Origin of the sequence: Limisphaera sp. 4302-co, assembly GCF_049537155.1 — a bacterium.
Classification (GTDB): Bacteria; Verrucomicrobiota; Verrucomicrobiia; order Limisphaerales; family Limisphaeraceae; genus Limisphaera.
Genome location: NZ_JBMVQZ010000003.1, coordinates 190,852 through 215,419, shown reverse-complemented (window position 1 = coordinate 215,419; position 24,568 = coordinate 190,852). Strand labels below are relative to the sequence as shown.

Annotated in this window: 21 protein-coding genes and 1 tRNA gene; 12 read left to right on the top strand and 10 right to left on the bottom strand. The window is 65.8% G+C overall.

Going from position 1 to position 24,568, the window contains the following annotated elements:
* Nucleotides 1–149 precede the first annotated feature (149 nt).
* Entirely contained in the window at nucleotides 150–668 is a 519-nt protein-coding gene (locus ACPDIX_RS04755; RefSeq protein ID WP_423430637.1) for a PTS sugar transporter subunit IIA, read from the top strand.
* 327 nt (nucleotides 669–995) lie between these two features.
* Here ACPDIX_RS04755 and ACPDIX_RS04750 read toward each other — a convergent pair whose 3' ends face one another.
* The 4 genes from ACPDIX_RS04750 to ACPDIX_RS04735 all read right to left on the bottom strand — a co-directional run bounded on the left by ACPDIX_RS04750 (nucleotide 996) and on the right by ACPDIX_RS04735 (nucleotide 6,760).
* A complete protein-coding gene (locus tag ACPDIX_RS04750) occupies nucleotides 996–1,847 on the bottom strand; it encodes an IS5 family transposase (RefSeq protein ID WP_423430636.1) in 852 nt (283 codons plus the stop codon).
* Between the two features lie 667 nt (nucleotides 1,848–2,514).
* Nucleotides 2,515–3,357 carry a pectate lyase family protein gene (locus ACPDIX_RS04745; RefSeq protein WP_423430635.1) on the bottom strand — a complete coding sequence of 281 codons (843 nt, stop codon included), beginning with the start codon at nucleotides 3,355–3,357 and terminating at the stop codon, nucleotides 2,515–2,517.
* A 483-nt stretch (nucleotides 3,358–3,840) separates the two neighbouring features.
* A complete protein-coding gene (locus ACPDIX_RS04740; protein WP_423430634.1) occupies nucleotides 3,841–4,212 on the bottom strand; it encodes a hypothetical protein in 372 nt (123 codons plus the stop codon).
* Between the two features lie 133 nt (nucleotides 4,213–4,345).
* Nucleotides 4,346–6,760: a glycoside hydrolase family 127 protein gene (locus ACPDIX_RS04735; protein WP_423430633.1), complete on the bottom strand. Its 2,415-nt coding sequence runs from the start codon at nucleotides 6,758–6,760 to the stop codon at nucleotides 4,346–4,348.
* A 220-nt stretch (nucleotides 6,761–6,980) separates the two neighbouring features.
* Here ACPDIX_RS04735 and ACPDIX_RS04730 point away from each other — a divergent pair.
* Nucleotides 6,981–7,065 (top strand) — tRNA-Leu (locus ACPDIX_RS04730).
* A 363-nt stretch (nucleotides 7,066–7,428) separates the two neighbouring features.
* Here ACPDIX_RS04730 and thiS read toward each other — a convergent pair.
* The 4 genes from thiS to ACPDIX_RS04710 form a co-directional block, all read right to left on the bottom strand.
* Nucleotides 7,429–7,632, bottom strand: coding sequence for a sulfur carrier protein ThiS (gene thiS, locus ACPDIX_RS04725; RefSeq protein ID WP_423430632.1), 204 nt, complete (start codon nucleotides 7,630–7,632; stop codon nucleotides 7,429–7,431).
* Between the two features lie 116 nt (nucleotides 7,633–7,748).
* Nucleotides 7,749–8,402: an NADH-quinone oxidoreductase subunit C gene (locus ACPDIX_RS04720; RefSeq protein ID WP_423430631.1), complete on the bottom strand. Its 654-nt coding sequence runs from the start codon at nucleotides 8,400–8,402 to the stop codon at nucleotides 7,749–7,751.
* 4 nt (nucleotides 8,403–8,406) lie between these two features.
* Complete coding sequence (locus ACPDIX_RS04715; RefSeq protein ID WP_423430630.1) at nucleotides 8,407–9,021, bottom strand: NADH-quinone oxidoreductase subunit B; 615 nt, start codon at nucleotides 9,019–9,021, stop codon at nucleotides 8,407–8,409.
* Nucleotides 9,022–9,098: 77 nt separating this feature from the next.
* The gene (locus ACPDIX_RS04710) at nucleotides 9,099–9,476 is read right to left on the bottom strand and encodes an NADH-quinone oxidoreductase subunit A (protein WP_423430629.1); all 378 of its coding nucleotides are present in this window, start codon (nucleotides 9,474–9,476) and stop codon (nucleotides 9,099–9,101) included.
* Between the two features lie 193 nt (nucleotides 9,477–9,669).
* Here ACPDIX_RS04710 and ACPDIX_RS04705 point away from each other — a divergent pair, with 193 nt between their 5' ends.
* On the top strand, nucleotides 9,670–10,938 hold the full coding sequence (locus ACPDIX_RS04705; protein ID WP_423430628.1) for a hypothetical protein: 1,269 nt from the start codon (nucleotides 9,670–9,672) through the stop codon (nucleotides 10,936–10,938).
* 163 nt (nucleotides 10,939–11,101) lie between these two features.
* Here the strand turns inward: ACPDIX_RS04705 and ACPDIX_RS04700 are convergent, their stop codons facing one another.
* Together ACPDIX_RS04700 and ACPDIX_RS04695 are read right to left on the bottom strand one after the other, a co-directional pair.
* Nucleotides 11,102–11,962 carry a glycoside hydrolase family 16 protein gene (locus tag ACPDIX_RS04700; protein ID WP_423430627.1) on the bottom strand — a complete coding sequence of 287 codons (861 nt, stop codon included), beginning with the start codon at nucleotides 11,960–11,962 and terminating at the stop codon, nucleotides 11,102–11,104.
* A gap of 83 nt (nucleotides 11,963–12,045) precedes the next feature.
* A complete protein-coding gene (locus ACPDIX_RS04695) occupies nucleotides 12,046–12,933 on the bottom strand; it encodes a family 43 glycosylhydrolase (protein WP_423430626.1) in 888 nt (295 codons plus the stop codon).
* A 354-nt stretch (nucleotides 12,934–13,287) separates the two neighbouring features.
* On the opposite strand from ACPDIX_RS04695, the gene ACPDIX_RS04690 reads away from it, so the two are divergent.
* The 9 genes from ACPDIX_RS04690 to ACPDIX_RS04650 all read left to right on the top strand — a co-directional run bounded on the left by ACPDIX_RS04690 (nucleotide 13,288) and on the right by ACPDIX_RS04650 (nucleotide 24,562).
* Nucleotides 13,288–14,043: a DUF3450 family protein gene (locus tag ACPDIX_RS04690; protein ID WP_423430625.1), complete on the top strand. Its 756-nt coding sequence runs from the start codon at nucleotides 13,288–13,290 to the stop codon at nucleotides 14,041–14,043.
* 29 nt (nucleotides 14,044–14,072) lie between these two features.
* Nucleotides 14,073–15,482: a MotA/TolQ/ExbB proton channel family protein gene (locus ACPDIX_RS04685; RefSeq protein WP_423430624.1), complete on the top strand. Its 1,410-nt coding sequence runs from the start codon at nucleotides 14,073–14,075 to the stop codon at nucleotides 15,480–15,482.
* Nucleotides 15,479–16,111, top strand: coding sequence for a MotA/TolQ/ExbB proton channel family protein (locus ACPDIX_RS04680; protein ID WP_423430623.1), 633 nt, complete (start codon nucleotides 15,479–15,481; stop codon nucleotides 16,109–16,111). Before ACPDIX_RS04685 ends, ACPDIX_RS04680 begins: the two co-directional genes overlap by 4 nt.
* The gene (locus tag ACPDIX_RS04675; RefSeq protein WP_423430622.1) at nucleotides 16,108–16,518 is read left to right on the top strand and encodes an ExbD/TolR family protein; all 411 of its coding nucleotides are present in this window, start codon (nucleotides 16,108–16,110) and stop codon (nucleotides 16,516–16,518) included. Before ACPDIX_RS04680 ends, ACPDIX_RS04675 begins: the two co-directional genes overlap by 4 nt.
* Before the next feature lie 34 nt (nucleotides 16,519–16,552).
* Nucleotides 16,553–17,206: an energy transducer TonB gene (locus ACPDIX_RS04670; RefSeq protein WP_423430621.1), complete on the top strand. Its 654-nt coding sequence runs from the start codon at nucleotides 16,553–16,555 to the stop codon at nucleotides 17,204–17,206.
* The gene (locus ACPDIX_RS04665; RefSeq protein ID WP_423430620.1) at nucleotides 17,203–18,762 is read left to right on the top strand and encodes a tetratricopeptide repeat protein; all 1,560 of its coding nucleotides are present in this window, start codon (nucleotides 17,203–17,205) and stop codon (nucleotides 18,760–18,762) included. The genes ACPDIX_RS04670 and ACPDIX_RS04665 overlap by 4 nt, the downstream gene beginning before the upstream one ends.
* A gap of 20 nt (nucleotides 18,763–18,782) precedes the next feature.
* The gene (locus ACPDIX_RS04660; protein WP_423430619.1) at nucleotides 18,783–21,800 is read left to right on the top strand and encodes a TonB-dependent receptor domain-containing protein; all 3,018 of its coding nucleotides are present in this window, start codon (nucleotides 18,783–18,785) and stop codon (nucleotides 21,798–21,800) included.
* A gap of 122 nt (nucleotides 21,801–21,922) precedes the next feature.
* Nucleotides 21,923–23,530: a T9SS C-terminal target domain-containing protein gene (locus ACPDIX_RS04655; RefSeq protein WP_423430618.1), complete on the top strand. Its 1,608-nt coding sequence runs from the start codon at nucleotides 21,923–21,925 to the stop codon at nucleotides 23,528–23,530.
* Between the two features lie 261 nt (nucleotides 23,531–23,791).
* Entirely contained in the window at nucleotides 23,792–24,562 is a 771-nt protein-coding gene (locus ACPDIX_RS04650; RefSeq protein ID WP_423430617.1) for an AsmA family protein, read from the top strand.
* Nucleotides 24,563–24,568: the final 6 nt, after the last annotated feature.

The following is a 24,568-nucleotide window of genomic DNA, read 5'->3' as shown; positions in this document are numbered from 1 at the left end:
GGAGGCATATAGCGGGGCATGGACTGCCCGGTCGACCGGGCTCCCACGCCGACCAACCCGAGCTCCGGCCTCTTCGGCACCATCCATCGGATCGGCAGTGCCGCGGTTCGGGCTTTTCTTGCAGTCACGCTGCGGTACCCTGCGCACCCATGCAGGGTCTGGGCCGATCGCTTCAACTGCACCGAATGCTGAGCCACGCCACGATCGTGCTGGCGCTGCAGGGGTCTTCCAGGGACGAAATCCTCCGCGAACTGGCGGCGCACGTGCCGGATCTGGAAAGCCGTCCCGACCTTTTGGAGGAGCTGGTCCGGGCCCTGCGTGAACGCGAAGAACTGCATAGCACCGGGATCGGCGACGGCGTCGCCCTGCCGCATGCGCGGCAGCCGCTGCCGCATCTGTTGAACAAGCCCGCGCTCGTATTCGGTCGCCACCCCACCGGCGTGGCATTCCGCGCCGTGGATGGGCGTCCGGTCCGACTTTTCTTTCTGCTGCTGGCACCCGATCTGACCCTCCACCTCGCCATGCTGGCGCGCATCAGCCGGTTGTTGCGGCAGGTCGCCCTGCGCGAGGCCCTCCTCGCAGCCGCCACCGCCGAAGCTGTGATCAAGTTGCTGCGGGAAGCCGAGGCCCGGCTGGACCAAGCCCGCGAGAGCCTCCAAGACTCGTGAGCGATACGCCCCGGGGGAGCACCAGCTTGGATTTGTGTTCCCGCGCCGGAAGGTTCCCACAGAGAGGATTTCGTGAAGCGTCTCGCCGATGCGGCCAGCCGACGATTGAGCCCAGGCGTCGCCAACACCTGCCTGATTGGATTCATGCCGGCCCGCCGGCCAACGGTGTGGTGATCCCCACCGCTGTCCCGTTCCACCCGAAGCTAAGGACCTATCCCCAAACCGTTTTCGTAAGTCGCTTCCAAGCGTGGCAGGAGTGGGTGAAGTGAAGATGAGGCGGCCCACACGAAGTGCCGGAGGGCATCGCAGGGAAGGGAAAGCGACTTGTCATGGCTGTGAACGCCCCACCCGGACAAAGCGTCCCCGCCGGCCGGCGGCCGAAACAGCACAGTGCATCAACAGGATGGCAAGAAGAGCCCTTTTGCCGGCTAGGCCCGGGACTTGCCCGACCGGCAAGAACGCGCAGGCCATCTGCAAATACCCCTCAAACGCCCGGCTCGACTTCTCCCACCTGACGCACAGCCGCCGAAAATGCAGCAGCCGGGCCACCGTACGCTCCACCACCCACCGCCGACGATACCGCCGCAGCGACCGGCCGTCCTGCGTGCGATTCTCCGGCCGGCGACTGCTCCGGTGCGGCGCCATCAGCTCCATGCCTCGCGCCGCAAACGCCCGGTCCAGTGCATCGCTCTCCCAGGCCTTCTCGCCCACCACCCGCTCCGGAGCCTCCTTCGTCAGCATGAAATCGAACCACCCCTGTGCCAGAGTCGACTCATGCGGCCGGGCCGAACAGCTCTGCACCGCAATCGGCAATCCCCGGGCGTCCACGGCAATGAGGATCTTCACCCCCTTGCCCACCTTCGTGCGCCCGATCCCGTCGCCTCCACCACGTGCCGGACAGAACGCCGCATCCGGAAAGCATTCATACAGCCGATACTCTCCGCGCTCCTCCACCAGTTGCCCGGCCTCCTGCAACAGCCGTTCGAATACACTCTCCCGCCCCCAGCGCTGGAAGGCTTGGTGGACGGCACTCTTGGAGCCGAATCGCCGGGGCAGGTCTTTCCATTTGGCTCCGTTGTCCAGCAACCAGAAGATCCCGGCCAGAGCCTTGCGCTTGTCGGTTCGAGGGCGGCCGCCCCTGGGGTTCCCGCGAGCATCGGCAATACGTGCGCAAACCAATCCAACAATCCATCTGTACGGTTCAGCACGACTGTAAAACGACCAACTCACGAACGCCCGTCAATGGTTTTGGGATGGGCTCCAAGTGGCACGTGGTAGTGCGGTTGCGTGAACCGATTCCTGGTGTGCGGGCCGTCGGGGTGGAGCGCCACGTGGGATTTGGGTGATTCGCAGTTTCGGATCATGCGCCAACCAAGGCCATGCTGCGGACGGGGCTGCGCGCCACCGCTGATGCCGAGGGTGAGTCAGCAGCGCGCAGCTCGTGAACGTTCGTCATGGTGGCATGCCGGACGAAAAGATGTAGGAGGGCTGGTGCGCCGCGCGCAGCATTCTTCCGCAGCTTGCGTTTGCTGGCTCGTCGGATGTCGTCGATTTCGGCTGCGTGTACGGGACATTGACCATTGTGGCCGCCAGACCCATGTCCTGCATCGTCCTCGCGCCGGACATGGAGCCGGAGATGATTCGAGCCACCGCGGGCCAAGGCGAGGCTGCTGGCCGGGACTGGAGGGAAGCCGTGAGGCCGAAGCAGGAACCGAAGGGGGCGCGCGGTGTGGATCAGACCGCCCGAATCCGGCCTGGGGATCGACTCGTGGGACCTCGACGGCCCATGATGGAGGCGCGGCTTGGGGGTTGGATGGATGTCGGTAGGAGTGGCAGCGTGCTTTTTTCAATGCGCAAACGGTCCGCGGCCGGCTCCGGCATGTTGGGTCACCCATTGCGGCAGGCGATCGGGCGGATCCGGCCGCCATGGATAAGGGGGAACAAAAACCGGATCCGTGCCGGGCACGAGCCGTACTTTGGGGTCGGAAGCCGCCCACGTGGTGTTCACCTCGACGTTTCCTGCGGCAAAAAGTTTGCCGGGCTCGCCGGTGGTGAGGAAGAGCTCCCATGGGTTGCGCACGCGTTCGAACCAGTTGAATTCGACGCGGACCTCGGCGAAGAGTCGCGAGCGGATGCAATAGTTGTTGCCCGGTGCGCGGTAGTAGTTGTTGAAGACGTGGACGCGACCGAACCGGACGGAGGGCATGCGTTCGAGGCAGCCTTCGTCCCACCAGTTGTGGTGGTAGGTCACGTGGAGGCGGCCGCGACAGGCGGTGTCGCGGTCGCTGGAGGCGAGGAGGCTGGCCAGGCGATGTCGGTTGCGGAGGTTTTGATAACCGAACCGGCACCAAGAAATGGTGACCTCGTCGGTGCCATGGGTGAGGTCCACGAGGCCGTCGCCGCAGTCCATTATTGTGCAGTGGTCCACCCAGACGCGGCGGGCGCCGTAGAGGCTGATGCCGTCCTCGGGCGCATTGCGGATGATGAGGTTGCGGAGGATGACGTTGGTGGCGTGGCGCAGCATCAGGGTCCCGTTTTCCAATACCGCGCCGGTGTCCGTGCCCAACAGGGTCTTGTTTGACCCCACGCGCACGGTCCGGCCGCCCAGATTGAGCCTGCCTCCGATGCGCAGGACCCGGGGAGCATCCGAGCCGGCCAGAGCGACCAGGTCATCGACATCCCGCACCACGACCGGGTCCGCGTTTCCGCCGCCCGAGGTCGGTGATCCGACGTGGGCAAACCCCACCGGATCGAAATTCGGTCCCTCGGCAGCGGCGGCTGTGGTGGCATCCCCACGGGCAAGAAGAACGGAGAAGACGAGGGCCCGGACGGCTCGGGAGCCAATCGCACGGCCGGGGATCCGGGGAAGTGAAACGGTTCGGCACGGACCGGGCGGGATTCGACGACTCGACCGCGGGGACCCGGAGCCAGCATGCCCGGACCTGCTTCGATCGGCGGTTTCGTTCATCGGCTTGGGGTCCGCGGGCTGATCAGATGGAAATGCTTGCGGGCGCGCCACGGGGCGGCGCGCTCATGTGCCGGGCGGTGTCGGGCCCTACGAACCATGCCGTGTGCCTCCGGCGCGGGGTACTTTGTGCTTCCCGACCTGTTCCGGAAACGATCCGGTGAGGGTTCGCCCCGGCGGAGGCGGGTCTCTCTCATGGCGGCGCGGTCAGTCAAGGATCTTCAGACTGTACGTGGGCGAAATTGCGTTGTCGGGTTGCGGCCCGCCGATGGCGTTGTAGAGGAAATCGAACCGGAAGCGGTAATGGACCAGGTTCGTTCCGGGCGGAACAGGGATCTGGCCCTCCCAGCGGTTTTTGACCATCGGAACGGGCCGCAGGGGAAAGGCCTGATCGTTGACGATGACCTTGGGATCGATGCTGTCCCAGCGCAAGGACTGTTGGCGGCTGCGGAAGGCGACCTCGACCGGATAAAGGTTGTTCGGGCTCCGCGGCATTTGCCGGGGGGTGAGGTTGGTGAACGTGGCTGTGCAACCGCTCAACAACCAGGGCACGAGCAACAGCGCCAAAGCCTTCTTCATGTCGCCGGAGCCTGACATGTCCCGCGGAAGATTGGCAAGGGGATTTGCACCGCCCGGGCGGGCCATCCAAAAGCAGGTGCTCGATGGAAGCCGCCCGGCGGGGGTGAGGCCCGGCAGGGACGGCGTCTGTGGGTCAGTGCACCTCCCACTCGTAGAGACCGGCACTGAATCCCGGGCGGAGGCGGACTTCCAGCCGGAGCGCATCGGTTTGGACCGGTTCGAACCGGACGCGAACGGGGTCGGCCTTGCGCACCGCATACTCGTCCAGGGCATGAACAGGCTGCCACTGTCCGTTGGCGTCCCGGTGGAGCACGCGCCATGACACGGGCAGGCGGCATTCGCCGGTGCCCGTGTCGTCGAACCAGGAAACGGTGACGGCCTTGCATTCCACCGGGGATGGGAACTCGTACTGCAACCATTCCCAACCGCCCTTGTGCGGCCAGAAATCGAACTGCCGGGCCTGTCCGTCAGGGTAATCGCCCGGGTAGAGCTGGTCGCGAATCGGTTCGGGCGACATGCCGCCGCGTGCGAAGGAGACGGTCAGGCGCGCGCGGGTGGCGAGAGTGGGCCGGGGGGCCGGCCGGGCGCGATCGGGTGTTTGGGCCACCCAGACGGTCATGGGACTGAGGCCGCGGTTGGCCCATGTGGCGTAGGGGATGGCGGTCAGCCGGGTGGGCCGGGTCGTACGGTTGCCGGATTCGGTCCGGATGGCCCGTTGCGCCTCCTCGATTTCCAGCACGGTCACGCCGCCCAGCAGCTCGGGGCGGTGCCAGGGCCGGATCCTGGCGGTGCGCGGCAGGACGATGTCGAAGACGTACCCTTCGTTGTCCACGCCCTCGAACGCGTACACGGTGGGGCCGCGTTCCAGTGCAACCTGCGCGCGCGTGGCGGCGATGCGTGGATTGCCGAGGACGCGTCGCACCGGCATGGGCAGGTGGAGGCGGACTTCGTCGCCGGCTGTCCAATCGCGTGTGACGACTGCATAGCCGTGGTCCAGCTCGGGGGAAATCTTGCGGCCATTGACCTCGACCGACCAGTCGGCCGGGGTGGGGTCCTCGTAATGATAGAGGTCCGAGGGGACCGGCCGGCCCCGCACCCAGCCGGGGATGCGCAGGCGCAGGGTGAAACGGGTGGTGCGGGCGGGATGGAGACGCAGGCGGATCTCGCCGTTCCACGGGTAGTCGGTGGTTTGTTCCACGCGCACGGGTGTGCCGGCCACGGAGGCCCGGCCCGCTGAAGAACCGTAGAGGTTGACGAACAGGGTGTCGTCTTGGACTGCGTACACGTATCCGCCGAGGGAGGCGAGCAGCCGGAAGATGTTCGGCGGGCAACATGCGCAGCCGAACCATGGAGAGCGCCCGTAGGATCCGTCCGCCTCGAGCGGGTTGGGATAGAAAAACCGGTCGCCGGACAGGCTCACGCCACTGAGGGCACCGTTGTAGAGGGTGCGTTCGAAGGCGTCCATGTACCGGCCGTCACCGGTCATGAGGAACATGCGGTGGCTCCAGAACAGGAAGGCAACGGCGGCGCAGGTTTCGTTGTAGCAGCGGTGCGGCAGTTCGTACGCTTCGCCGTATGCCTCGCCGGAGGCCCGCGCGCCGCAGCCACCGGTCAAATGCCACTTGGTTCCCACCACGTCGTCCCACAGCTGCACGACGGCGTTCCAGTAAGACCTGTCCCCGGCCAATGCGGCCACGTCGGTCATCCCGCTGTAAAGGTAGTTGGCGCGCACGGCGTGTCCGACGGCCTCGGTTTGTTTGACCACCGGCAGGTGATCCTGACTGTAGGGGTTGCCGCTTTGACCGCGGCAGTCGAGGAAGAAGCGGGCCAGGGTCAACCAGCGCCGGTCGCCCGTGATCCGGTAGAGTTTTGCCAGGGCCATTTCGATGACCGGGTGCCCCGGCGCGATGCGCGGTTCGCCGTCGCCGAAATCGCGCCCCAGCAACTCGGCGCTTTTGATGCAGACCTCCAGCAGGGAACGCGAGCCGGTGGCCTGATAATGGGCCACGCCGGCTTCGTACAGGTGGCCGAGGTTGTAGAGCTCATGACTGAGTTCGGGGGATTTGACCCAGCGTTCCCGTCCGATCCAGGGATGGGCCGGCTCATCCGGGTGCATCGTGCGCCAGGTGTAGAGGTAACCATCCGGTTCCTGGGCCGCCGCGATGCGCCGGATCATGGCTTCCAAGCGTTCGGCCAGGGCCGGGTCGGGCTCCAGCGCGAGGCAGTAGGAGGCGCCCTCGATGGCCTTGTACACGTCCGAGTCATCGAACGGATACTCGGTGGGCGGTTTGACCTGGTAATGGGTTTCGCCGGCGGCGCGCCGGCGCATGACTTCCGCCGCCAAGTCGAAGTTGCGCAGTCGCCCGGAGGTTTCCAACTGGTGCAAGGCAAAGGGCAGCGTCACGGCTCGATTGGTGGTCTGACGGATGGCCAGGTAGCCGCTGGTGAACCGGACCTCGGTGAAGGGGACGGGCTGCACAGGGTAGTCTGCTGCCAGAGGTCCGGCGGTCAGCAGGAGGCCGACGAGGACTGTTGATGGACGACGCATCAACGGGCAACGTGACGGGCCGATGCCCGCGGTGTCAACTTCCAACGCCCGATTCGGAGCCGCGCCAAGGCGGTCTGCTCCGGCATTCCGATACCGACGCAGGGAAGGTGCGAATGAACGGTCCGGAGGCACGAGCAAGGGGCGCCGGGGGCGGCCCTGCCGGCGGTGAGGGACCCCTTGCACAAAACGAGGACGCGTGTTTTAATAGTGCCGCACGGGTGCGCATGTGGCGGAATTGGCAGACGCGCTACTTTGAGGTGGTAGTGGAGCAATCCGTGCAGGTTCGAATCCTGCCATGCGCACCATAAAATTTTTTCGAGGCTTTCCCGCGGCGGGAAGGGTGATTCCGCCGCGGGATTTCGTTTTTCGGAAGGTGCGCCGCCCCTTTTTCGGCAGCCTGCGGAAGTCCAAGTGCCCCGTGCCGGGTGCGTGGCTCCGCAGCGGGTTCAACCAGTGGCGGGCATCGCATGTGCCCGAGACACTGTCGCGCGGGAAGATCCCATATGAATTCGCAGCCGGCTGGCGACGGCGTCCTCGATCCCCGGGCCGGTGAACCGTGGGGGGAACGGTCGTGCCGTGCGCGGGCCGGGGATGGATGCAGGTCCCGGTGTGTCGCCGGGCCCGGATTTGTGCGCCTGAGGCGCCGGGTTGTCCCGCCGCTTCAGGTATCAACCACCGGCCACGATCCGTACGATTTCCAGGCGATCGCCCGGCTGCACCAGCCGCACGGAGAACTGGGAGGGCGGAACCGCCTCGCCGTTGTGTTCGACCACGACGCTCTTCGGCGGCAGTCCCTGTGCGCGAAGGAACTCCTCGAGCGTGCAGGGCAGGTGCGCCTCGACGGTTTTGCCGTTGGCAACCACGGTTTGCATGGGCCTTACTACCTATGCCTTGGGAAACGCCCGCCGGCAAGGGAACGAGGTGGCGGGTGCCGGCCGGGCGGGGCACCTTGTTGCAAAGGGATGCCTCACAGACAGGGAGCCCGCATTCAGCCTGTGGCAGGCGGTTCGGGAGCGGCCCCGCCGGAGATCCATCGCCGGGCCTTTTCCGCCACGGCGTCGTGAGGAGTGGGCTCGTACTCGTAGTCGTCCGGTTCGACGTAGTCCTTGCGCATGGGATGGTCCTGGAACTCGTCCCACATCAGGATCCGACGCAGATCCGGGTGGCCGTCGAAGATCACACCGAACAGGTCGTACACCTCGCGTTCCTGGAATTCGCAGCTGCGCCAGACGGGGGTGAGCGAGGGGAGGTGGACCTGGTCGGCCCGGTTGCCGGTGCGCATGCGCAAGACCAGGGGACCGTGGCGCAGTGCGACGGAATAGAGGTGATAGACCACCTCGAGGTATCCGGGACGGACGCGCTTCTGTGTTTCCTCCACTTCCTTTTCCCGGCCATCGGCCAGCACCCGGGTCCGGACCTTTTCCTCGACTTCGGTGTCAAGCCAGTCCACGCCGGTCACGTTGGAGCAGTAATCGAAACGAAGCTGCGGATCGTCCCGCAGGAAGCGCGCCACGGCGAGGGCGTGTTCCGCGTCCACCAGAAGCGAATGCTGTCCCGACGGGGACGGGTTGTGGATGATGTCCACCTGTGCACCGGGGACGGCTTGAAGGATGCGCTCGCGAATGGATTCCAGGGATTCCATGGCCTCAAACCGGGCGCTGGATGACGGGCGGATGCCAGATCTCGGGGTTTTTGGGAGGGACCAGGTCGTGGGGGCCGTACTCGGGAACCGGATACTCTCCGGGTTGGTCCGGCCGGAGATGGCGGGGCCGGTTCGGGCCGGTGAGGGATTCCTCCGCGATACGTTGCTGAAGCGTCATCAGTGCGTGGATGAGCGCCTCCGGTCGCGGCGGGCAACCGGGGATGTGGACGTCCACCGGGATGTAGCGGTCAATCCCCTTCAGGACGTTGTAACCCTGTTTGAAGGGGCCGCCGGAGATGGCGCATGCGCCCATGGCGATCACGTATTTGGGTTCGGCCATTTGGTTGTAGAGGCGCACGACCTGGGGGGCCATTTTCTTGGTGACGGTCCCGGCCACGATCATGAGATCGGCCTGCCGGGGTGAGGGCCGGAACACCTCCGCCCCGAACCGTGCCAGGTCGTAGCGTGCCATCGAAGCGGCGATCATCTCGATGGCGCAACACGCGAGGCCGAAGCCCAACGGCCACAGAGAATTGCTCCGACCCCAGTTGTACAGCTCCTCCAGGGTCGTCACGAAGATCCCGTGCCGTTGCAATTCACTGCGCAGTCCTGCGTCCATGGTCACCCAACCTAAACCCCAATCCGAACCCGCTCAACTGTCGCCCAGTGCCCGGGCCATCGGTTTCCGTTGCCGGCTCATGCCCACCGCAGCACCCCCTTGCTCCAGGCCCAAAGGAGTCCTTCGACGAGCAGTGCCAGGAACAGCATCATGGCCAGGACGCCCCCGGCGGTCAGCCCGCCAAAGGCCACGGCAAACGGCAGCAGGAAGACGATTTCGACGTCAAAAACGAGGAAGACAATGGCGTAGATGTAGTAGGAACTGCGAAACGGCTTCCAAGCGTCTCCGCGCGATTCCAGGCCGCACTCGTAGATGCTGTTCTTTACCGGGCCCGGCTTCGGAGGGGCGAAGCGGCGTGCCCAGAGCCGGGCCAGCGCCAGCGGTACCAGAGCAAAGAGCACGGCCACGATCAAAAACGCCGCGAGCACTGCGTAGGTTGTCGAACTTTCATCCATGGACGGCAACAGCCCTCAAGACCGGCGCAAATTACGCTAAGTGGCCGTTGCAGCCAGTGTCAAGCCCGGCGGGCCGGCGGCCGTGAAAGTGTCGGGGCACCTTTGCATGCCCCGGAGGGTGCCGGGTCCGCGCCGGATTGTCAGGGCCCAATCGCGGTTGCGAGGCCCCGTGCGCCTTTGGTAGGAAGGTGTCATGAGCAGGGGGCGAGGCCGCGATTCAAGTGTGTGGCTCCGGGGGGCGTTGCTCGGTTTGATTGTCATCGTTCCTGGCGCTCGTCCCGACCCGATCACCGGCACGGCTGTCAGCAGCCCGAACTGGGAGATTCTGGTCACCGACTTCGGCTACGCCGATTTCGCCCTGGACCGGCGCCCTGGATTCGTGGGGCGGGAATACCTTTCCGGTGAGTGGGCCACGGCGGTGGGCTACGTCACGCCGGATGGGCCTGCGGGTCCGCGGTGGCTGCAGCCGCTCTGGCTTTATCCGGACTGGACGTCGAACTCCGATTTTGGGGTGGAGCAGCCGGTGGAACCGCCGGGGCGCAACACCCCCACCAATCAGTGGGGGTTTCCGGTCCTTCGGTCGGTGGTGACCAATGCTCACCTGCGCGTTGTGCTGACCTACGAGATGATTGACACGGGCATGGGCATCGCGGCCGGCATCGTGCCGCGGACACAATCCCGGCCGCCGGGTTTTCTGCGGACGGATCGATACGTGTTCCGGCAGACCTGTTCGGTCACCAACCGGAGCGCCTCCCTCCTGCGTCAGGTCCGCCTGTTTCAATTCGTCCACGGCTTGGAGAGCCGCTGTGCGGCATTTGACGACCGCGACTACGGCGGGCCCTTGGGAGAGTTTCACTACGATCTGACGCTGCAGGGCCGGTCGATGGCGCGCGACAGCCGGACCGGTGAAACCGTCTGGCTGCACGATGTGCTGACGCTTCACGTGGATCATCCGCCGGCAGCGTGGGAGTGCGGATACTTTGGCAGGTGGAATGTGGACAGCCACATCACGGGCAAGCCGCCGGTGGGGGTGCATTGGAGTGTCGAGACCAATGGGCTGAGCGGGCTGGATTGGTTCATGCCTCCGGAGGGACGGTACGTGAGCGGAGCGCTGGCTCTGGACCTGGGTGACCTGGCGCCGGGTGAGGGGGTGTCCCGGACGTTCCTGCTTTCCGTGGCCACCTGGAAGGTTCAGCTGCTGCCCGTGCGGGTTCTGGCGGTGCGGTGGGAAAGCCCGGGGAACCTGGTTCTGGCGGTTGCTTCCACCAATGCCGCGGCGGGCCGACTGGGCTTGGCCACCACCCCGGTGCTGGGATTGAACGGAGCGTCCGGCTGGCGTCCGGTCTGGCGCACCGCCTGCGAGACCGATCCCGGCGCGCCCGATTGTTATCATTTTGTCCTCCCGGTCGAGCCTGCCCAAGGGGCGGCCTTTTACCGGGTGGAAACCTGGTTGCCACCCTGAGACAGATGGTCATCCGGCCCGTGCATCTGTCTGCGCATCCGGGTGCCGAAGGTGCGCGAATGCCTCATGCCCTGTACACGGCTGGCTGGTGCTGGGCCGGCACGGGGCCGGACGGCGCCGGGCACGGTCTCACCCCTTGGATCGGACGTCCGGGGCGGCGGACTCAACGTCCCGGCTGCGGCGCACGCTGGTAGACGCGTACGTAGTCAATCTCGAACCGGCAGGGGAAGATGGAATCGTCCACGCCCTGTTGACCGCCCCAGGCACCGCCGATGGCAAGGTTCAGGATGAGATATTGTGGTGCGTCGAAGGGCCAGGAATCCGCGCCGGTTCCATCGTTCTCCAGGGTGAAGAACTTCCGATCGTCCACGAAGAAATCAAGGCGTTCGGGAGTCCATTCCAGGGCGTAGGTGTGGAAGTTGGTTTCGGCGTCCGGGACACGCAGGCGGGCGCCCCGACCGTTGCCGCGGACGTGATTGTAGCCCCGGGTGTGAACGTTGGCGTGGACGATGCCGGGCTCGTGACCCACATACTCCAGGATGTCAATTTCGCCGCAGGCGGGCCAGCCGACCTCGGTGATGTTGGTGCCGAGCATCCAGACGGCCGGCCAGGTCCCGCGGCCGCCGGGCACACGCGCACGGATCTCGAATCGCCCGTACGTCCAGGAGGCGCGATCCCGTGTGGTGAGACTGGCGGAGGTGTACTCGGCGAACTGGCGGCTCTGCTGCCAGCGTTCCGGCGGTGCGTCCGGCCGGTGGCGCCGGTTGGGGAACCGTTCCTTGTGTGCTTCGATGATGAGCAGACCGTTTTCGACCCGGGCGTTGTTGGTGCGCGCCACGGTGTAGTACTGGAGTTCGCGGTTGCGGACGAAACCTTCCTCGTAATTCCAGCGGGTGGGGTCCGGCAGGCCGGGGCGATCGAATTCGTCCGCCCAAACGAGTTTCCAATCCGACCCCGGTGCAGCCATCGCCAGGGTGCCCGCACAGACGAGGCAGCATGCGATGAGTTGGTTTCGGACGCGCATGCGGGTATGGAAGCCGGAAGCGTTCCCCGAGTAAAGTGTTACCAGTGGAGGACCCGCGGGCCGGCGGGCCACCCCGAGGCGGTTCAGGACCCGCCGGTCATCCGGACGGGCCGGATGGCGCCGTCGGAGTCGTACTCCACCTTGTCCACGCAAATCCAGCGCCGGCCTCGGTAGGGTCCGTTTCCGCTTTGTCCCTCCCAGCGATGGTAAAAGATCAGCCAGGAACCGGTGCCGGGCATTTGAACGAAGGAATGATGTCCGGGGCCCTTCCGGGTGGCGTCGCTGGCAAGGATGACTCCTCGATAGGTCCAGGGACCGACGGGGCCGGGGGCGGTGGCGTAGTGGACGGAGTAGGATGCATCGCGGTAGTTGCCGTGGCTGTAGGAGAGGTAGTACAGCCCCTGGCGCAGGTGCATGAAGGCGCCCTCGGTGAAGTGCGGCGGGGTTTCCACCGGCACCTCTCGCGCGATCCGGGTGGGATCCTCGGCCAGTTCGAACACGCGCAGTTTGGATCCGGCACTGCCGCCTGCGTAGAGATAGAGTTTCCCGGAAACGGGGTCGGCAAAGACCATGGGATCAATGGCCTCGAAATCCGGTCCTCCCACCAACAAGGGGCGACCGCTGTCGCGGAACGGACCCTGCGGCCGGTCTCCCACGGCCACGCCGATGCGCGAGGGTGTGGGGTTCTGCGGGCCCACCGAATAGTAGAAGTACCAGCGATGCCGGTGAAACAGGGTCGAAGGGGCCCACGCGTAGTGTTGCGGGGCGCCGTCCTCGCGGACCCACGGCACCTCTTCCAAGCTCAGGACCGGGCCGTGCCGTTCCCAGTGGTGCAGGTTGGTGGAGGAAAAGGCGAAGAACCGGTCGGGCCGTCCGTCGCCGCGTGTGGGGTAGAGCCAGAAGGTGCCCTGGTGGATGAGGACGTGGGGATCCGCGCCCGGCAGGATGGGGTTGACTGGCAGCTCCGGCATGGCAGGCCGCGGGTTTGTTGCCGGACCTGGGTCCGGACCGGGCTGCTGGCGGGCAATGGAACCCGGATTTGTCAGGACGGCTTGCGAAACGATCGCGCCAGCCCATCCGAGCAGCGCGACACCGGCGGTCAACGCGAGGGTCGGGACCTTGGACCACTGTCTGTTCACGCTTTTGCAAGTTAAAAGGTGGAACTGGGGAGCGCGAATTCTTCCTGCTTCGGCCTGGGTGAGGTGTCATCGGGCAGGGTGGCGGTTGGTTCGAGGGGGGTGTCGTTGTCATGCGGCCGGTTGTCACGCAGGTGTCACAAATCCGGCACACGGTTGTCAGCGGCGCCCGGCAAGATGGCGCCCGGCATGAGAGGCAAAGGATGGTTGGTGTGCGCGGCCTGGTTGGTGGCCGCCCGGGCCGGCTCGGCTGCGCAGGACGCGGCGCCCGCGGAGGCGGGTGCCGTGTTGGAGCAGTGGGTCCGGACCCGACAGACGATTTCGAAGGTGCGATCCGACTGGCAGGCCGAGCGTGAGATGTTGGAGCAGACGCGGCTCATGCTGGAGGGCGAGCTGAAGTCGCTGGAGACGGAGTTGTCGCAGGTTCAGACGCAGAGCACGGCCGTGGCGCGGGAGCGCGCCGAGGCGGACGCACGCAAGGAAGAGTTCGAACAAGCGCTGAACCTGTTGGCTTCCCGGTTGCCGCGCCTGGAGCAACGGATGCGAAAACTGGCGCCCCTGTTTCCGGAGCCTTTGAACAGGACGGTGCAACCGCTGCTGGACCGTCTGGCTCAGGAGGCGGGCCTGAGCCAGACGAGGCGTCTTCAGGCGCTGGTCACGCTGCTGAACGAGGTCGAGAAGTTCCACACTGCGGTTACGTTGCATCCCGAGTTGCGGACGGGGCCGGGGGGCAAGCCCGTGCGTGTCACGGTCCTTTATCTCGGTCTGGGTCAGGCGTGGTATGTGGACGAGAACGGCCGTGTGGCCGGTCGCGGTGTGCCGGTGGAAGGAGGGTGGCGCTGGGTGGAAGACCCGGCGTTGGCGTCCCGCATTCGTGAGGCTGTCGAGGTGTACGAGGGCAAACGACCGGCGCGGTTTGTGAATCTGCCGGTGGAGATCCGATGAATCACGAGGCGTCAACTCGGAGGAGACGGTTGGGTTTGGGGCTGTCGCTCGCCCTCTTGTGCACTGGGTGGGTGCGGGCGGGCGAGGGTGTGCCTTTGGAAGCCGGGGCGCGCGCCGACCTGCAAGCCGCGTTGCAGGAACTGTCCCGGACGCGCGCGCAGATCGAGGAGGAACGGCTCCCGCTGGTCCGGCGGTTGCGCGAACTGGAGGAGGCGGTGAAGGCGCGCCGCGAGGAATGGGATCGGGCCCGGCGCGCTGCGGACAATGCGCTGGTGGAACTGAACGTTTTGAAGGCTGAGGTGAGGGCGCGGAGCAACGAAGTGGCTGCCGTGGAGGGGCTCCTTCACAACTACTTCGAGGCCTTTGCGGGCCGGTTGCACGCGGCGGAGGCACCGAGATACGAGGCGGCGCTTCGCGAATTCCAGCGTGCGCGGTCGGAGGACGTGGTGGAACCGGCCCGGCGGTTGGAGCGCGAACTGGCCCTGATCGAGGTCGGGCTCGAACGGCTGGAACGGTTGGTGGGGGGCGACCTTTGGGCGGGCCGTGCTCTGGCTGCCGGCGGGGAGCTGGTGGAGGGACGGTACGTGTCGCTGGGTCCCTTGGTCTGGTTCGCCGCCGCCGGCGGCCAGGGCCCGGCCGGAGTGACGCAGGTGCGACTGAACTCACCGGCACCCGAGGTTGCCGAGATGGGCGGGGCCGCGTCGGCCGGCATCCAGGAGGTGGCCGACAGGGGGCACGGCGAAGTGCCGGTGGATCCCACCCGGGGCAACGCGCTCAAGATTGCCGCGACAAAGGACCCGTTGTGGGTGCACATCCGGAAGGGCGGTCCGGTGATGGTGCCGATTCTGCTGCTGGGTCTGGGTGCGCTGGCGGTTTTCGTGGTCAAATGGATTCAGTTGAGCCGGGTGCCAATGGCCACGCCCGAGGAGGTGCAGGCGGTGCTGGGGGCGTTGTCGGAGGGGAACACCGAACGGGCGCAACGGGCCGCACGCCAGATCCAGGGGCCGGTGGGGCGGATCCTGGAGGCGGCACTGTTGCACTGGCGGGAGCCGAAGGAGGCCGTCGAGGAGGTGTTGTACGAGAGGATGCTCGCCCTGCGGCCGCGTTGGGAACGGGGGTTGCCGTTTCTGGCCCTGGCGGCCGCGGCGGCGCCTCTTCTGGGTTTGTTGGGCACCGTGACGGGCATGATCAACACCTTCAATGTGATCACGGTGTTCGGCACGGGTGATCCCAAAACACTGGCCGGCGGTATCTCCGAGGCGCTGATCACCACGGAGTTCGGCCTGATCGTGGCCATACCGTCACTGCTGCTGCACGCGCTGCTTTCCAGGCGGTTGAAGGGTTTGCTGGGACAGTTGGAGCAGATCAGTCTGGCGTTTTTGAACGGCCTGCCGGAGCCCGGAACCCCGGCACGCGTTCGGGAAGGAGTGGAACCATGATCGAGAGCATCCTGCAGACGTGGGTGAAGGGTGGCTGGGTGATGCTGCCGTTGGCTGCGGTGTCCCTGCTCATGTTCGCCACGGGTTTGCGTCTGATCCAGCGAATGCGGCGGTGGCCGGATCGCTGGGGCACCGAGGCGGACTGGCAAAAGTGGGTTGCGGACCCGGACCAGGCCGCGCCAGCGGCGCGAGTGCTGCTGAAGTCGGCCGGCGCGGAGGAGGAGAATGAGACCGTCGTACGCCGGCGTTTTGCCGCTGTCGTCCAGTTGTATGGTCCGGCCGAGGAACGCCGGCTTGCGCTGTTGAGCACACTGGTGGCGGCGGGGCCGTTGGTGGGATTGTTGGGGACGGTCACGGGGATGTTGGTGACGTTCCGGGCCCTTGCGGAGGGCGGCGGTGGCCGGATCACCGAGGCGATGGCCGCCGGGATTTCGCAGGCGTTGTTCCCGCCGGAGGTGGGGCTGTGCATCGCGCTGCCCGGCATGATGATGGTGTACTGGGCCAGGCGCCGTCGTCATGAGTTCCAGGCGTTTCTTGCGTGGTTGGAAAGCCTGGTGGTGCAACAGGCGCGGGCCCGCCGGAAGAAAGGCGCCCGTGTGAACGACTTGCCGGTCTCTGTCAAAGCATGAGACATCGCCGCACCCTGGTGGAGGCGGATGAACTGACCGAGATCAACGTCTCGCCGTTGATCGACATGGTGTTCATCCTGCTGATTTTCTTCATCGTGACGACGGTTTTCGTGGAGGAGACCGGCACGGAGGTGGACAAGCCCCAGGCCATCAGCGCCCAGACCCTGGAGAAACAATGCATCATGATCGCCATCACCGCGCAGGGACAGGTGATCCATGGCGGGCAGGAGATCGGCGTGGGCGGTGTCCGCCCCCTGGTGAGCCGGTTGTGTCAGGAGGAACCCCTGCCGGTGGTTCTGCAGGTGGACCGGAACGCGCCAGCCGGCCTGTTGGTGCGGGTGATTGACGAGGCCAAGCTGGGCAGGGCCAAGAGCGTGAGTATCGCGACGGATCCGGCCGGATCCTGAGCACGCGCGAGCGATGGCTCGGAGGCACGTTGGCATGACACGAGGCGGGACCGGCCGGGGAGAGTGGATCCGGATCTGGATCGGTGCCGCGCTTCTGACGCTGGCGGTGTTTCTGGTTCTTCCGTTCACGCAGATGGCTTCCAGCCGCGTCCAGCGGTTGAGGCTTCTGACCGCGGTTCAAACCGTGAACCTTGAAACCCCGCCGCCGCAGGCGGAGGAGCCGCCGCCACCGCCGCCTCCGCAGGACCCTGCCGAGCCGCCGCCGCCATCGTTGGCGGAGGCCAATCCCACGTTGAACCTGAGCGTGGACCTGGACGTGGCGACCGGCGCCGGAGGTGCCTGGAGTGGCGTGGCCGTGCCTCTGCTGGATCCTGCAGCAGCCATTTCCGACGGCGGGGCTTTTGCCATGGGCGAGGTGGAAAAGCCGCCGGAACTGGTTTCTGCCGTACCGCCAGCTTATCCGGCCTCGCTCCGTCGTGCCGGAGTGGAAGGACGCGTGGTGCTGGTGTTCGTGGTGGACGAGCAGGGACAGGTGCAGGACCCGCGCGTCGAACAGTCCACCCGGCCCGAATTCGAGGCGCCGGCCCTGGAGGCTGTTCGGAAATGGCGGTTTCGACCCGCTCAAAAGGACGGCCGGCCGGTTCGCACTTACCTGAGGCAACCGATCCGCTTTTCGATTCCCCGATGAAAACGCGTCATTCCTGGCTGAGAACGTGGATGGCGGCCCAAAGCCGCCGCAGAAACCTGGCAACCGGCGGAGCACGACCCTGCCGGCGACGCTGGTGGGTTCTGGGTGCGAGCCTGGTGCTGTGCTGCGGGCTGACCGTTTCCGCGGCCACCAGCGGTCAGACGGGCCGCGAGAAGGCCGGACGTGGGAACGGAACGGCTGAAACCGGGCAACCGTCCGGCAGCACCAGCCTTTTCGCTCCGGTCGAGGGTTCGAACCCTCTGGCAGCGTTGTGGAACCGGCCGGATTTTCAGCAACGGCTGCTCGGGTCGTACGGCTTTCAGTCTGCGGTGGAGCCTCGCCTGCGCGAAGAGGAGCAACGGATCTGGCGCGAGCAGGTGGTGCCGGCGCTGCGAGAGGGCCCGACCCGCGCCGTGGAGGTGTTGAAACCGCTGGCCCGGCCGGAGAACTCGGCCGTGTTCGATTTTGCGCTGGGCACGGCCCTTTTCCAGTCGGGTGACCTGTCCCAGGCACGGGTCTGGTTGGAGTCGGCGGTGGCGAAGCATCCGGATTATCTCCGTGCGTGGAAAAACCTGGGCTATGTGGCGGTGCGGTTGGGTGATGCGGAAGGCGCGGTGCGCGCGCTCAGCCGGGCATTGGAACTGGGCGGCGCGGATGCTGCAACGCTCGGACTGCTGGGATTTGCCCATCTTCAGGCGGGCCGGCCGGTCGCCGCAGCGGCGGCCACGGAGCAGGCGTTGATCTTCAGGCCGGACGATCTGCCGCTGCAACTTCAACTGTTGCAGGCATGGGCCGCCAGCGGCCGGTACGAGCCGGCCCTCAAGCTGGTGGAAGAACTTTTGAACCGGGATCCGGACCGGGCGGCCCTCTGGACGTGGAAGGCCAAACTGCATCTGCTCCGCAATGAACGAACCGAGGCTGCGGTCGCCTACGAAGCGGTGCGGCGTCTGGGGGCGGCGCGGGCCGAGGACCTTTTTACTCTGGCCGATTTGTACGTGTTGTTGGAGACGCCCGACACCGCCCTGCCGGTTTATCAAGAGGCCCTCGAAAAGGAGCCCGACGCAGGTTGGCAGCGGGTCTTGCGCGCCGTGGAAGTGATGCTGGCCCAGGGGCAGACGGAAATGGGTGAAAAGTATCTGACCGCCCTGGGAGGAGAGGACGGGGCGGCCGTCCCGGTGGAGCATCGGTACACGTGGACGCGGCTCAAGGCCCGGGCGGCCATGTCCCGGGCCTCCTGGGACGAGGCACTGCAACTTTTGGAGGCCCTGTTGACGAGAGATCCGATGGATGGTCAGGCCCTGATCTGGGCCGCGGAGTGTTATGCGCAGAAGGGAGATCGCGAGCGGGCCGAGTTTCGGTACCAGGCGGCCGCCCAGATCGAGTCGTCCGCGGCGGATGCGCTCGTGAAACATGCACAACTGCTGGTGCGGTATCAGGAGTACCGGCGGGCCGCGGAGCTGTTGCAGCGGGCCCAGCGGTTGCGACCGCGCGAGACCGTGCAGCGTTACCTGGACGAGGTCTTGAAACTGGCGGCGCAACGGCCGGCTGCATCTTGAACGGCGAAGGTTGCGGCCAGATGAAGGAGGAGATCCGCTTGATGGGCCAGATGAAGCAAGGCCTCTCGGTGGAAGGGGGTGTGCGGATGCCCGGTCGGTCGCGGGGCGGCCCGTCTTTCGTGGGCGCCCGTCGGGTTTTCACGAGGTTGTGTGCCTGGTTGGTGTGGTGGGGAATGGCAGCCTGCCTGGTTCCGATCCTCGCGCAGGACGCCGGTTCCCAAGGAACGATCGAGGGTCGCGTCATCTCGGCGTGGGACGCAGGGCCGCTGGCTGGGGTCACCGTCTCGGTCCGGGGGACCACGCTTGCCACAGTGACGGATGCGGAGGGGCGGTTCCGATTGGTGTCGGTGCCGCCCGGCCGGCATGTGATTGTGCTCAGCCGTCCGGGTTATGTCCGCACGGTGGTGACGGACGTGCTGGTGGCCGGGGGGCAGGTCTCGCGTCTGGAGGCAAACCTCCGGCCGGAGTTTTACGAACGCGAGGAGTACGTGGTGACGGCGCCCGAGATGAACGAGCAGACGGCACAGTTGCTGGAGACGCGCCGGCAGTCGGCCGCGCTGTTGGACAGCGTGGGTGCCGAGCAGTTCGGGCGCCTGGCTGCGAGCGATGCGGCGGACATTTTGGAGCGGGTGCCCGGCGTGACCGTGGCCGACGGGAAGCATCCGGTGGTGCGCGGCCTGAACGAGCGGTACGTGGGTGTGTTGTTGAACGGCGCGGAAATGCCGTCGCCGGATCCCTACAAGAGATCCGCCTCGCTGGACATGTTCCCGGCGGGGTTGATCGAGTCGGTCACGGTGGCCAAGAGTTTCACGCCCGATTTGCCCGGCAACTTCGCCGGGGGAGGCGTCTTGTTGAAGACACGCAGCTTCCCGGAGGATTTCCTGTTCCGCAGTTCCGCCGGCATTGAATGCAACACGCGGACCACTTTTCGGGACGATTTCCCGACGGCCTCGGGCGGGTCGTGGGACTGGTTGGGCATGGACGACGGCTCGCGTGCCCTGCCGGCGGAGCTGGATCGGCCGGGACTGACGGTGCCGCGGCCGGTGTCGAACAGCGGTCTGCCGTCCAACCCGGCGTATGCGAGTCGCATCGCCGATGCCGAGGAACTCAACCGGCTGACGCGACTGATGGGCAGTCCGGAATTCGCCCCCACGCCCGGCCGGGCGCCTCCCCATCATTCGTTTTCCCTGACCTCCGGTGACACGGTGCCTTTTGGGAACCAGGCATGGGGATGGTTCGGAGGCCTGACCTATCAGAGGAAGTTCACCCTTTTGGAGGGGGTCAACAACCGGTACGGCCCCGGGCTGCAGCAGACGATCGTCCCACGCAAACTCTTCCACGATGTCCAGGGAATCGAGGAGGTGAGCTGGGCGGCGGTGGCCAGCCTGGCGTGGCGCCCCCTGCCGGAGCAGGAACTGACGTTCACCTTTTACCACAATCAGAACGCCGATTTCGTGGCCCGCACGCAGCGCGGGACCATCACGGACGATCCGGACCTGACGTTTGTGCTTCACCGGTTGCACTGGACGGAACGCAGCCTGCGATCGTTCCAGCTCAACGGCGCGCACAAGCTGGCCAGCCTCGGTGACCTGCAACTGGACTGGTTGGCTGCCTTGTCGGCGACCCGGCAGGAGGAGCCGGACGCCCGGTTTTTCCACTACCGCACCGACGGCACGTTTTTCGAACCCGATCATCAGTCCCTGCCCACTCCCTCGAAGCCGACGCGTTACTTTCGCGATCTGGAGGAGGACAACCGCAATGTCAAAGGCGATCTGACGCTGCCCTGGATGGATGGCCGCGGTGGCGAATGGCGGCTGAAATGGGGCGGGGCCTGGTCCGGCAGCCAACGGACCTTCGAGGATCGTGAGATCTTCTACGAGGGACAGTTCGGTCGCTCGGCCGCGTTTCCCTTCCTGGGCGATGCGAATGCCTTCCTGCCGCCGGGAAGCCTGGGATACACGGCCGTCACGAACGCGGACGGTCGCGTGCGCTATACCTGGAACCGCTACATCGGCACGCGCGAAAGCCGGTACGAGGCTGAACAGACCATTCCGGCCGCCTACGTGATGGCGGAGGTGCCGCTGGGTTCACGCCTGCGCCTCACCGCCGGTGTGCGTTTCGAGCAGACGGAACTGCAGGCCCATTCGGTGAGCTACGTGGCCAACGAAACGACCGGCCTGCCGGAGAACCGAGCCGTGCTGCACGGGCAGGACTGGCTGCCGGCCGTGGGTTTGACATGGCAAATCCGGACCCATCAGCAGGTCCGCCTCCACTACGCACACACGATCGCACGACCCACGTTTCGCGAACTGGCCGCCTATCGCAGCTACGATCCTGTGACCGACGAAATTCTTGAGGGCAACCCGCGGCTGGGCATGACCGACGTCAGGAATTACGACCTGCGCTGGGAATGGTTTCCGGCGCCGGGTGAGGTGGTCTCGGTCAGCGCGTTCTACAAGGACCTGGCGGGGGCGATCGAGCGCCAGTATGTGAACATCGGCGGCGAGATCGTTTCGTTCGTGAACCGGCCGTCGGCGGAGGTTTACGGTGTGGAGCTGGAGCTCCGGCGGGGGCTGGGCTTTCTCCATGCGGAGCTGCAAAACGTCTCTTTCGGATTGAACGCCGCCTGGATCGCCTCCAGCGTCGAGCTGAGCTCCGAGGAGGTCCTGAACCGGACCCAGTTCATCGGGGACGACTCCGACACACGGCCGCTGTACGATCAGTCGCCCTATGTCGTGAATGTGGATCTGAGTTGGGAGCTGCCACGCTCCGGCACGACGCTCACGATGGCCTTCAACATCGCCGGCCCCCGTATTGTCATCGCCGGACTGGCCACCCCGGACGTGTACGAGAACCCGGCGCCGTCCCTGGACTTCATTTGGGATCAACGATTGGGGCGGCACTGGAAGTTGCGGGCGACGGCCAAAAACCTTCTGGATCCGGCCATCGAACGTACGTACGGCGAGGGTTCGGCCGCTGTGTACAACCGGTACCACCGCGGACGGTTGTTCGGGCTGAGCCTTTCCTGCGAGTGGTAAGCGCCTTCGTTTTTGTCACCGAGTCTTCACGCGATCGCCGCGGCTTTGTGATCCCGCCGGGTCATGGTTGGGGTGGAGAAGAAACAAAGAGGATCAAGCTCATGCAAGGGACTCGAAAGACCATGAAAGGCAATCGCGTCAGTACGACCTGGGGAACCCTCGTGGTTCTGGGACTCGGTCTGGGCCTTGGCGCCCGGGCGGAGGATGTCACCGTTTCCGGTCCGCTTCACGGCGTGCATCGCTGGTGGAGCACAAACACCTATTACCTGGACAAGTTCGTGTATGTGATGAACGGGGCGGAGTTGCACATCGAGGCCGGCACGGTGATCAAGGGCCTGCCGGGCCAGGACGCCGACACGGCGGCGCTGATCGTGACCCGCGGCGGCAAGATCTTTGCCGAGGGCACGCGCGAACGTCCGATCATCTTCACCGCCGAAGCGGAAGACGTGAACGATCCGGAGTCCCTGGCTCTTTACGAGCGCGGCCTGTGGGGCGGGGTGGTCCTCATGGGGCGGGCTCCCATCAACACGGCGATTGACACCGCCGGCAACGCGGCCAGACCCAAGTATGACGTGTTCGAGGGCCTGCCGGATCTGCAGGTGGACGGGCAGTACGTACACCGCTTTGGTGGGGACGACCCTCACGATTCGAGCGGCGTGCTGCGGTATGTCTCGATCCGGCGGGCAGGCACGGTGTTTCTGCCGAACAAGGAACTGAACGGGCTCAGCCTGGCCGGCGTGGGGGACGGCACGGTCGTGGAGTTCGTGGAAGTGTTCGCCGCGGCCGACGACGGCTTTGAGTTTTTCGGCGGGACGGTGAACACGAAGTACCTTATCAGCGCCTTCAATGACGACGATGCCTTCGACACCGACCAGGGACACAACGGCAGGCACCAGTTCTGGTTCGCCATCCAGGAGCCGGGCAAAAAGGACAACGGCGGAGAGCTCAACGGCGAACCGAACGAGAGCAACGCGGGCAACCCGCCCGTGGCCAATTTCCAGATTTGGAACGCAACCTGGATCGGTGCCGGCGCGAACAGCTCCGGAAATCGGGGATTCACCATCCGGGTCTATGCCGCGCCGCGGCTTTACAACAGTATCATCACCGACTTCGGCGGGGTGGCCATGCGGATCACCGACGACAAGTCGGGTCAGTACGCCATCAACGGCCTGATGGACATCCGGGAAAACCTCTGGTGGGCGTTCAACGCGGATCCGATCTGGGGTGACTCGTACGCGGCACTGTTTTTCGAGGACACCAGCCGCTCCAATCGCGTGGTGGATCCGCAGTTGCGCGGGATCAGCCGGCAGCCGGACGGCGGACTGGATCCGAGACCGCAACCGGGCAGCCCGGCCCGGGGACCGAGCAGTCTGACCCCGCCCGCCGACGGGTTTTTCGAGCCGGTGACCTACCGGGGTGCGTTCGGAGACTGGAACTGGGCTGGCGGTTGGAGCTTTCTCTGGCGGGTGGGTGTTCTGACGAGCGATGGAATGGAGATCGGGCCCGGTCCGACGCCCGTTCGGTTGACGATCACCCGTCAGGGTGAGGTCTTGCGGATCGAATTCCCCGGCGAATCGGGTGTGCAGTACCAGCTCGAAGCCCGGAACGCACTGGCAACGGGTTCGTGGGAGGCCGTGGGCGATCCGGTGGGTAGTGATGGCTCGAGCATCTCGCTCGCCGTTCCCGTGGAGGGGCAGCAGCGGTTCTTCCGCATTCGCGCCACACGTTGAGGTTGGGTTCCGACTGCGCACACGGTAAAGGCGACCCCGGAGGGGACCGGCCCTTCCGGGGTTCGTCTGTTTTGTGCGCTTGCGGTGGCCGGCCGGCTTCCCGCCCGAGGTGTGACCGGCTGGCTGTGCCTGTCGGAATCAGCTCGATGGAGGGCTGTTACCGCATGGTCCAACCGTCCGCGCGACAAAGATTTCCATTTGCCACGAGACGGCAACCGGAGCATGCTGGGACAGCGAATCTCCCGAGAAAGGATCGAGACCATGAAAAAGAAGCTGTTGTGGGCTGCTGTGGCACTGGTGGTGATTCTCGCTGCGGTGCTGGTGGTGGCCGGTGTGTTCCTCGGTCGCATGGTCAAGGGCGCGGTGGAAACGTGGGGACCGCAGATCGCCGGTGTCAGCATCCAATTGCAGGACGTGGGTTTGTCGCCCTGGTCCGGCCGGGGCGAGGTACGCGGTTTGGTGGTGGGCAATCCGGAGGGATACAAGACCCCGCACGCCATCCGGGTGGAGATGGCGCGGGTGGATCTCGATCCGGCGTCGGTCCTTCGCGACAAGGTCCACATCCGGATGATCGAGGTGGATTCGCCCGAAATCACCCTGGAACTGGGTCCGGGCGGCAACAATCTCAAAAAAATCCTGGCCAACGTGGAAGCGGCAACCGGGGGGACCGACACCGCCGGGACGGAGCCGACTCCGTCTACGGGCGAGCGCAAACTCCAAGTGGACAAGTTTGTGCTCAGAGGGGCCCGTGTGCGGGTGGGCGCCACGGCGTTGGGCGGGACGGTTCCGGTGCGGGTTCCTGACATTGTGTTGGAGAATCTGGGGACGGGTCCTGAAGGGATCACCGGAGCTGAGTTGGCGCAGAAGGTTCTGGCCGCTCTGGTGGAAGGGACGGCCGGTGCGGCGGCCGAAGCGGTGACCTCCTTGGGCAAAGAGGCCACGAAAGCGGCGGGTTCGGTGGGCCAGGAGGCGGTCGAGGCGGCCAGGAAGGTCACGCGCGGGTTGGGCGAGTTGTTCAAGAAGGGGGAATGATGACCG

Coding starts and splice junctions, on each gene's coding strand:
- ACPDIX_RS04755 (WP_423430637.1), top strand. CDS start 150: ATGCAGGGTCTGGGCCGATCGCTTCAACTGCACCGAATGCTGAGCCAC.
- ACPDIX_RS04740 (WP_423430634.1), bottom strand. CDS start 4,212: ATGAAGAAGGCTTTGGCGCTGTTGCTCGTGCCCTGGTTGTTGAGCGGT.
- ACPDIX_RS04735 (WP_423430633.1), bottom strand. CDS start 6,760: ATGCGTCGTCCATCAACAGTCCTCGTCGGCCTCCTGCTGACCGCCGGA.
- thiS (WP_423430632.1), bottom strand. CDS start 7,632: ATGCAAACCGTGGTTGCCAACGGCAAAACCGTCGAGGCGCACCTGCCC.
- ACPDIX_RS04720 (WP_423430631.1), bottom strand. CDS start 8,402: ATGGAATCCCTGGAATCCATTCGCGAGCGCATCCTTCAAGCCGTCCCC.
- ACPDIX_RS04715 (WP_423430630.1), bottom strand. CDS start 9,021: ATGGACGCAGGACTGCGCAGTGAATTGCAACGGCACGGGATCTTCGTG.
- ACPDIX_RS04710 (WP_423430629.1), bottom strand. CDS start 9,476: ATGGATGAAAGTTCGACAACCTACGCAGTGCTCGCGGCGTTTTTGATC.
- ACPDIX_RS04705 (WP_423430628.1), top strand. CDS start 9,670: ATGAGCAGGGGGCGAGGCCGCGATTCAAGTGTGTGGCTCCGGGGGGCG.
- ACPDIX_RS04700 (WP_423430627.1), bottom strand. CDS start 11,962: ATGCGCGTCCGAAACCAACTCATCGCATGCTGCCTCGTCTGTGCGGGC.
- ACPDIX_RS04695 (WP_423430626.1), bottom strand. CDS start 12,933: ATGCCGGAGCTGCCAGTCAACCCCATCCTGCCGGGCGCGGATCCCCAC.
- ACPDIX_RS04690 (WP_423430625.1), top strand. CDS start 13,288: ATGAGAGGCAAAGGATGGTTGGTGTGCGCGGCCTGGTTGGTGGCCGCC.
- ACPDIX_RS04680 (WP_423430623.1), top strand. CDS start 15,479: ATGATCGAGAGCATCCTGCAGACGTGGGTGAAGGGTGGCTGGGTGATG.
- ACPDIX_RS04675 (WP_423430622.1), top strand. CDS start 16,108: ATGAGACATCGCCGCACCCTGGTGGAGGCGGATGAACTGACCGAGATC.
- ACPDIX_RS04670 (WP_423430621.1), top strand. CDS start 16,553: ATGACACGAGGCGGGACCGGCCGGGGAGAGTGGATCCGGATCTGGATC.
- ACPDIX_RS04665 (WP_423430620.1), top strand. CDS start 17,203: ATGAAAACGCGTCATTCCTGGCTGAGAACGTGGATGGCGGCCCAAAGC.
- ACPDIX_RS04660 (WP_423430619.1), top strand. CDS start 18,783: ATGAAGGAGGAGATCCGCTTGATGGGCCAGATGAAGCAAGGCCTCTCG.
- ACPDIX_RS04655 (WP_423430618.1), top strand. CDS start 21,923: ATGAAAGGCAATCGCGTCAGTACGACCTGGGGAACCCTCGTGGTTCTG.
- ACPDIX_RS04650 (WP_423430617.1), top strand. CDS start 23,792: ATGAAAAAGAAGCTGTTGTGGGCTGCTGTGGCACTGGTGGTGATTCTC.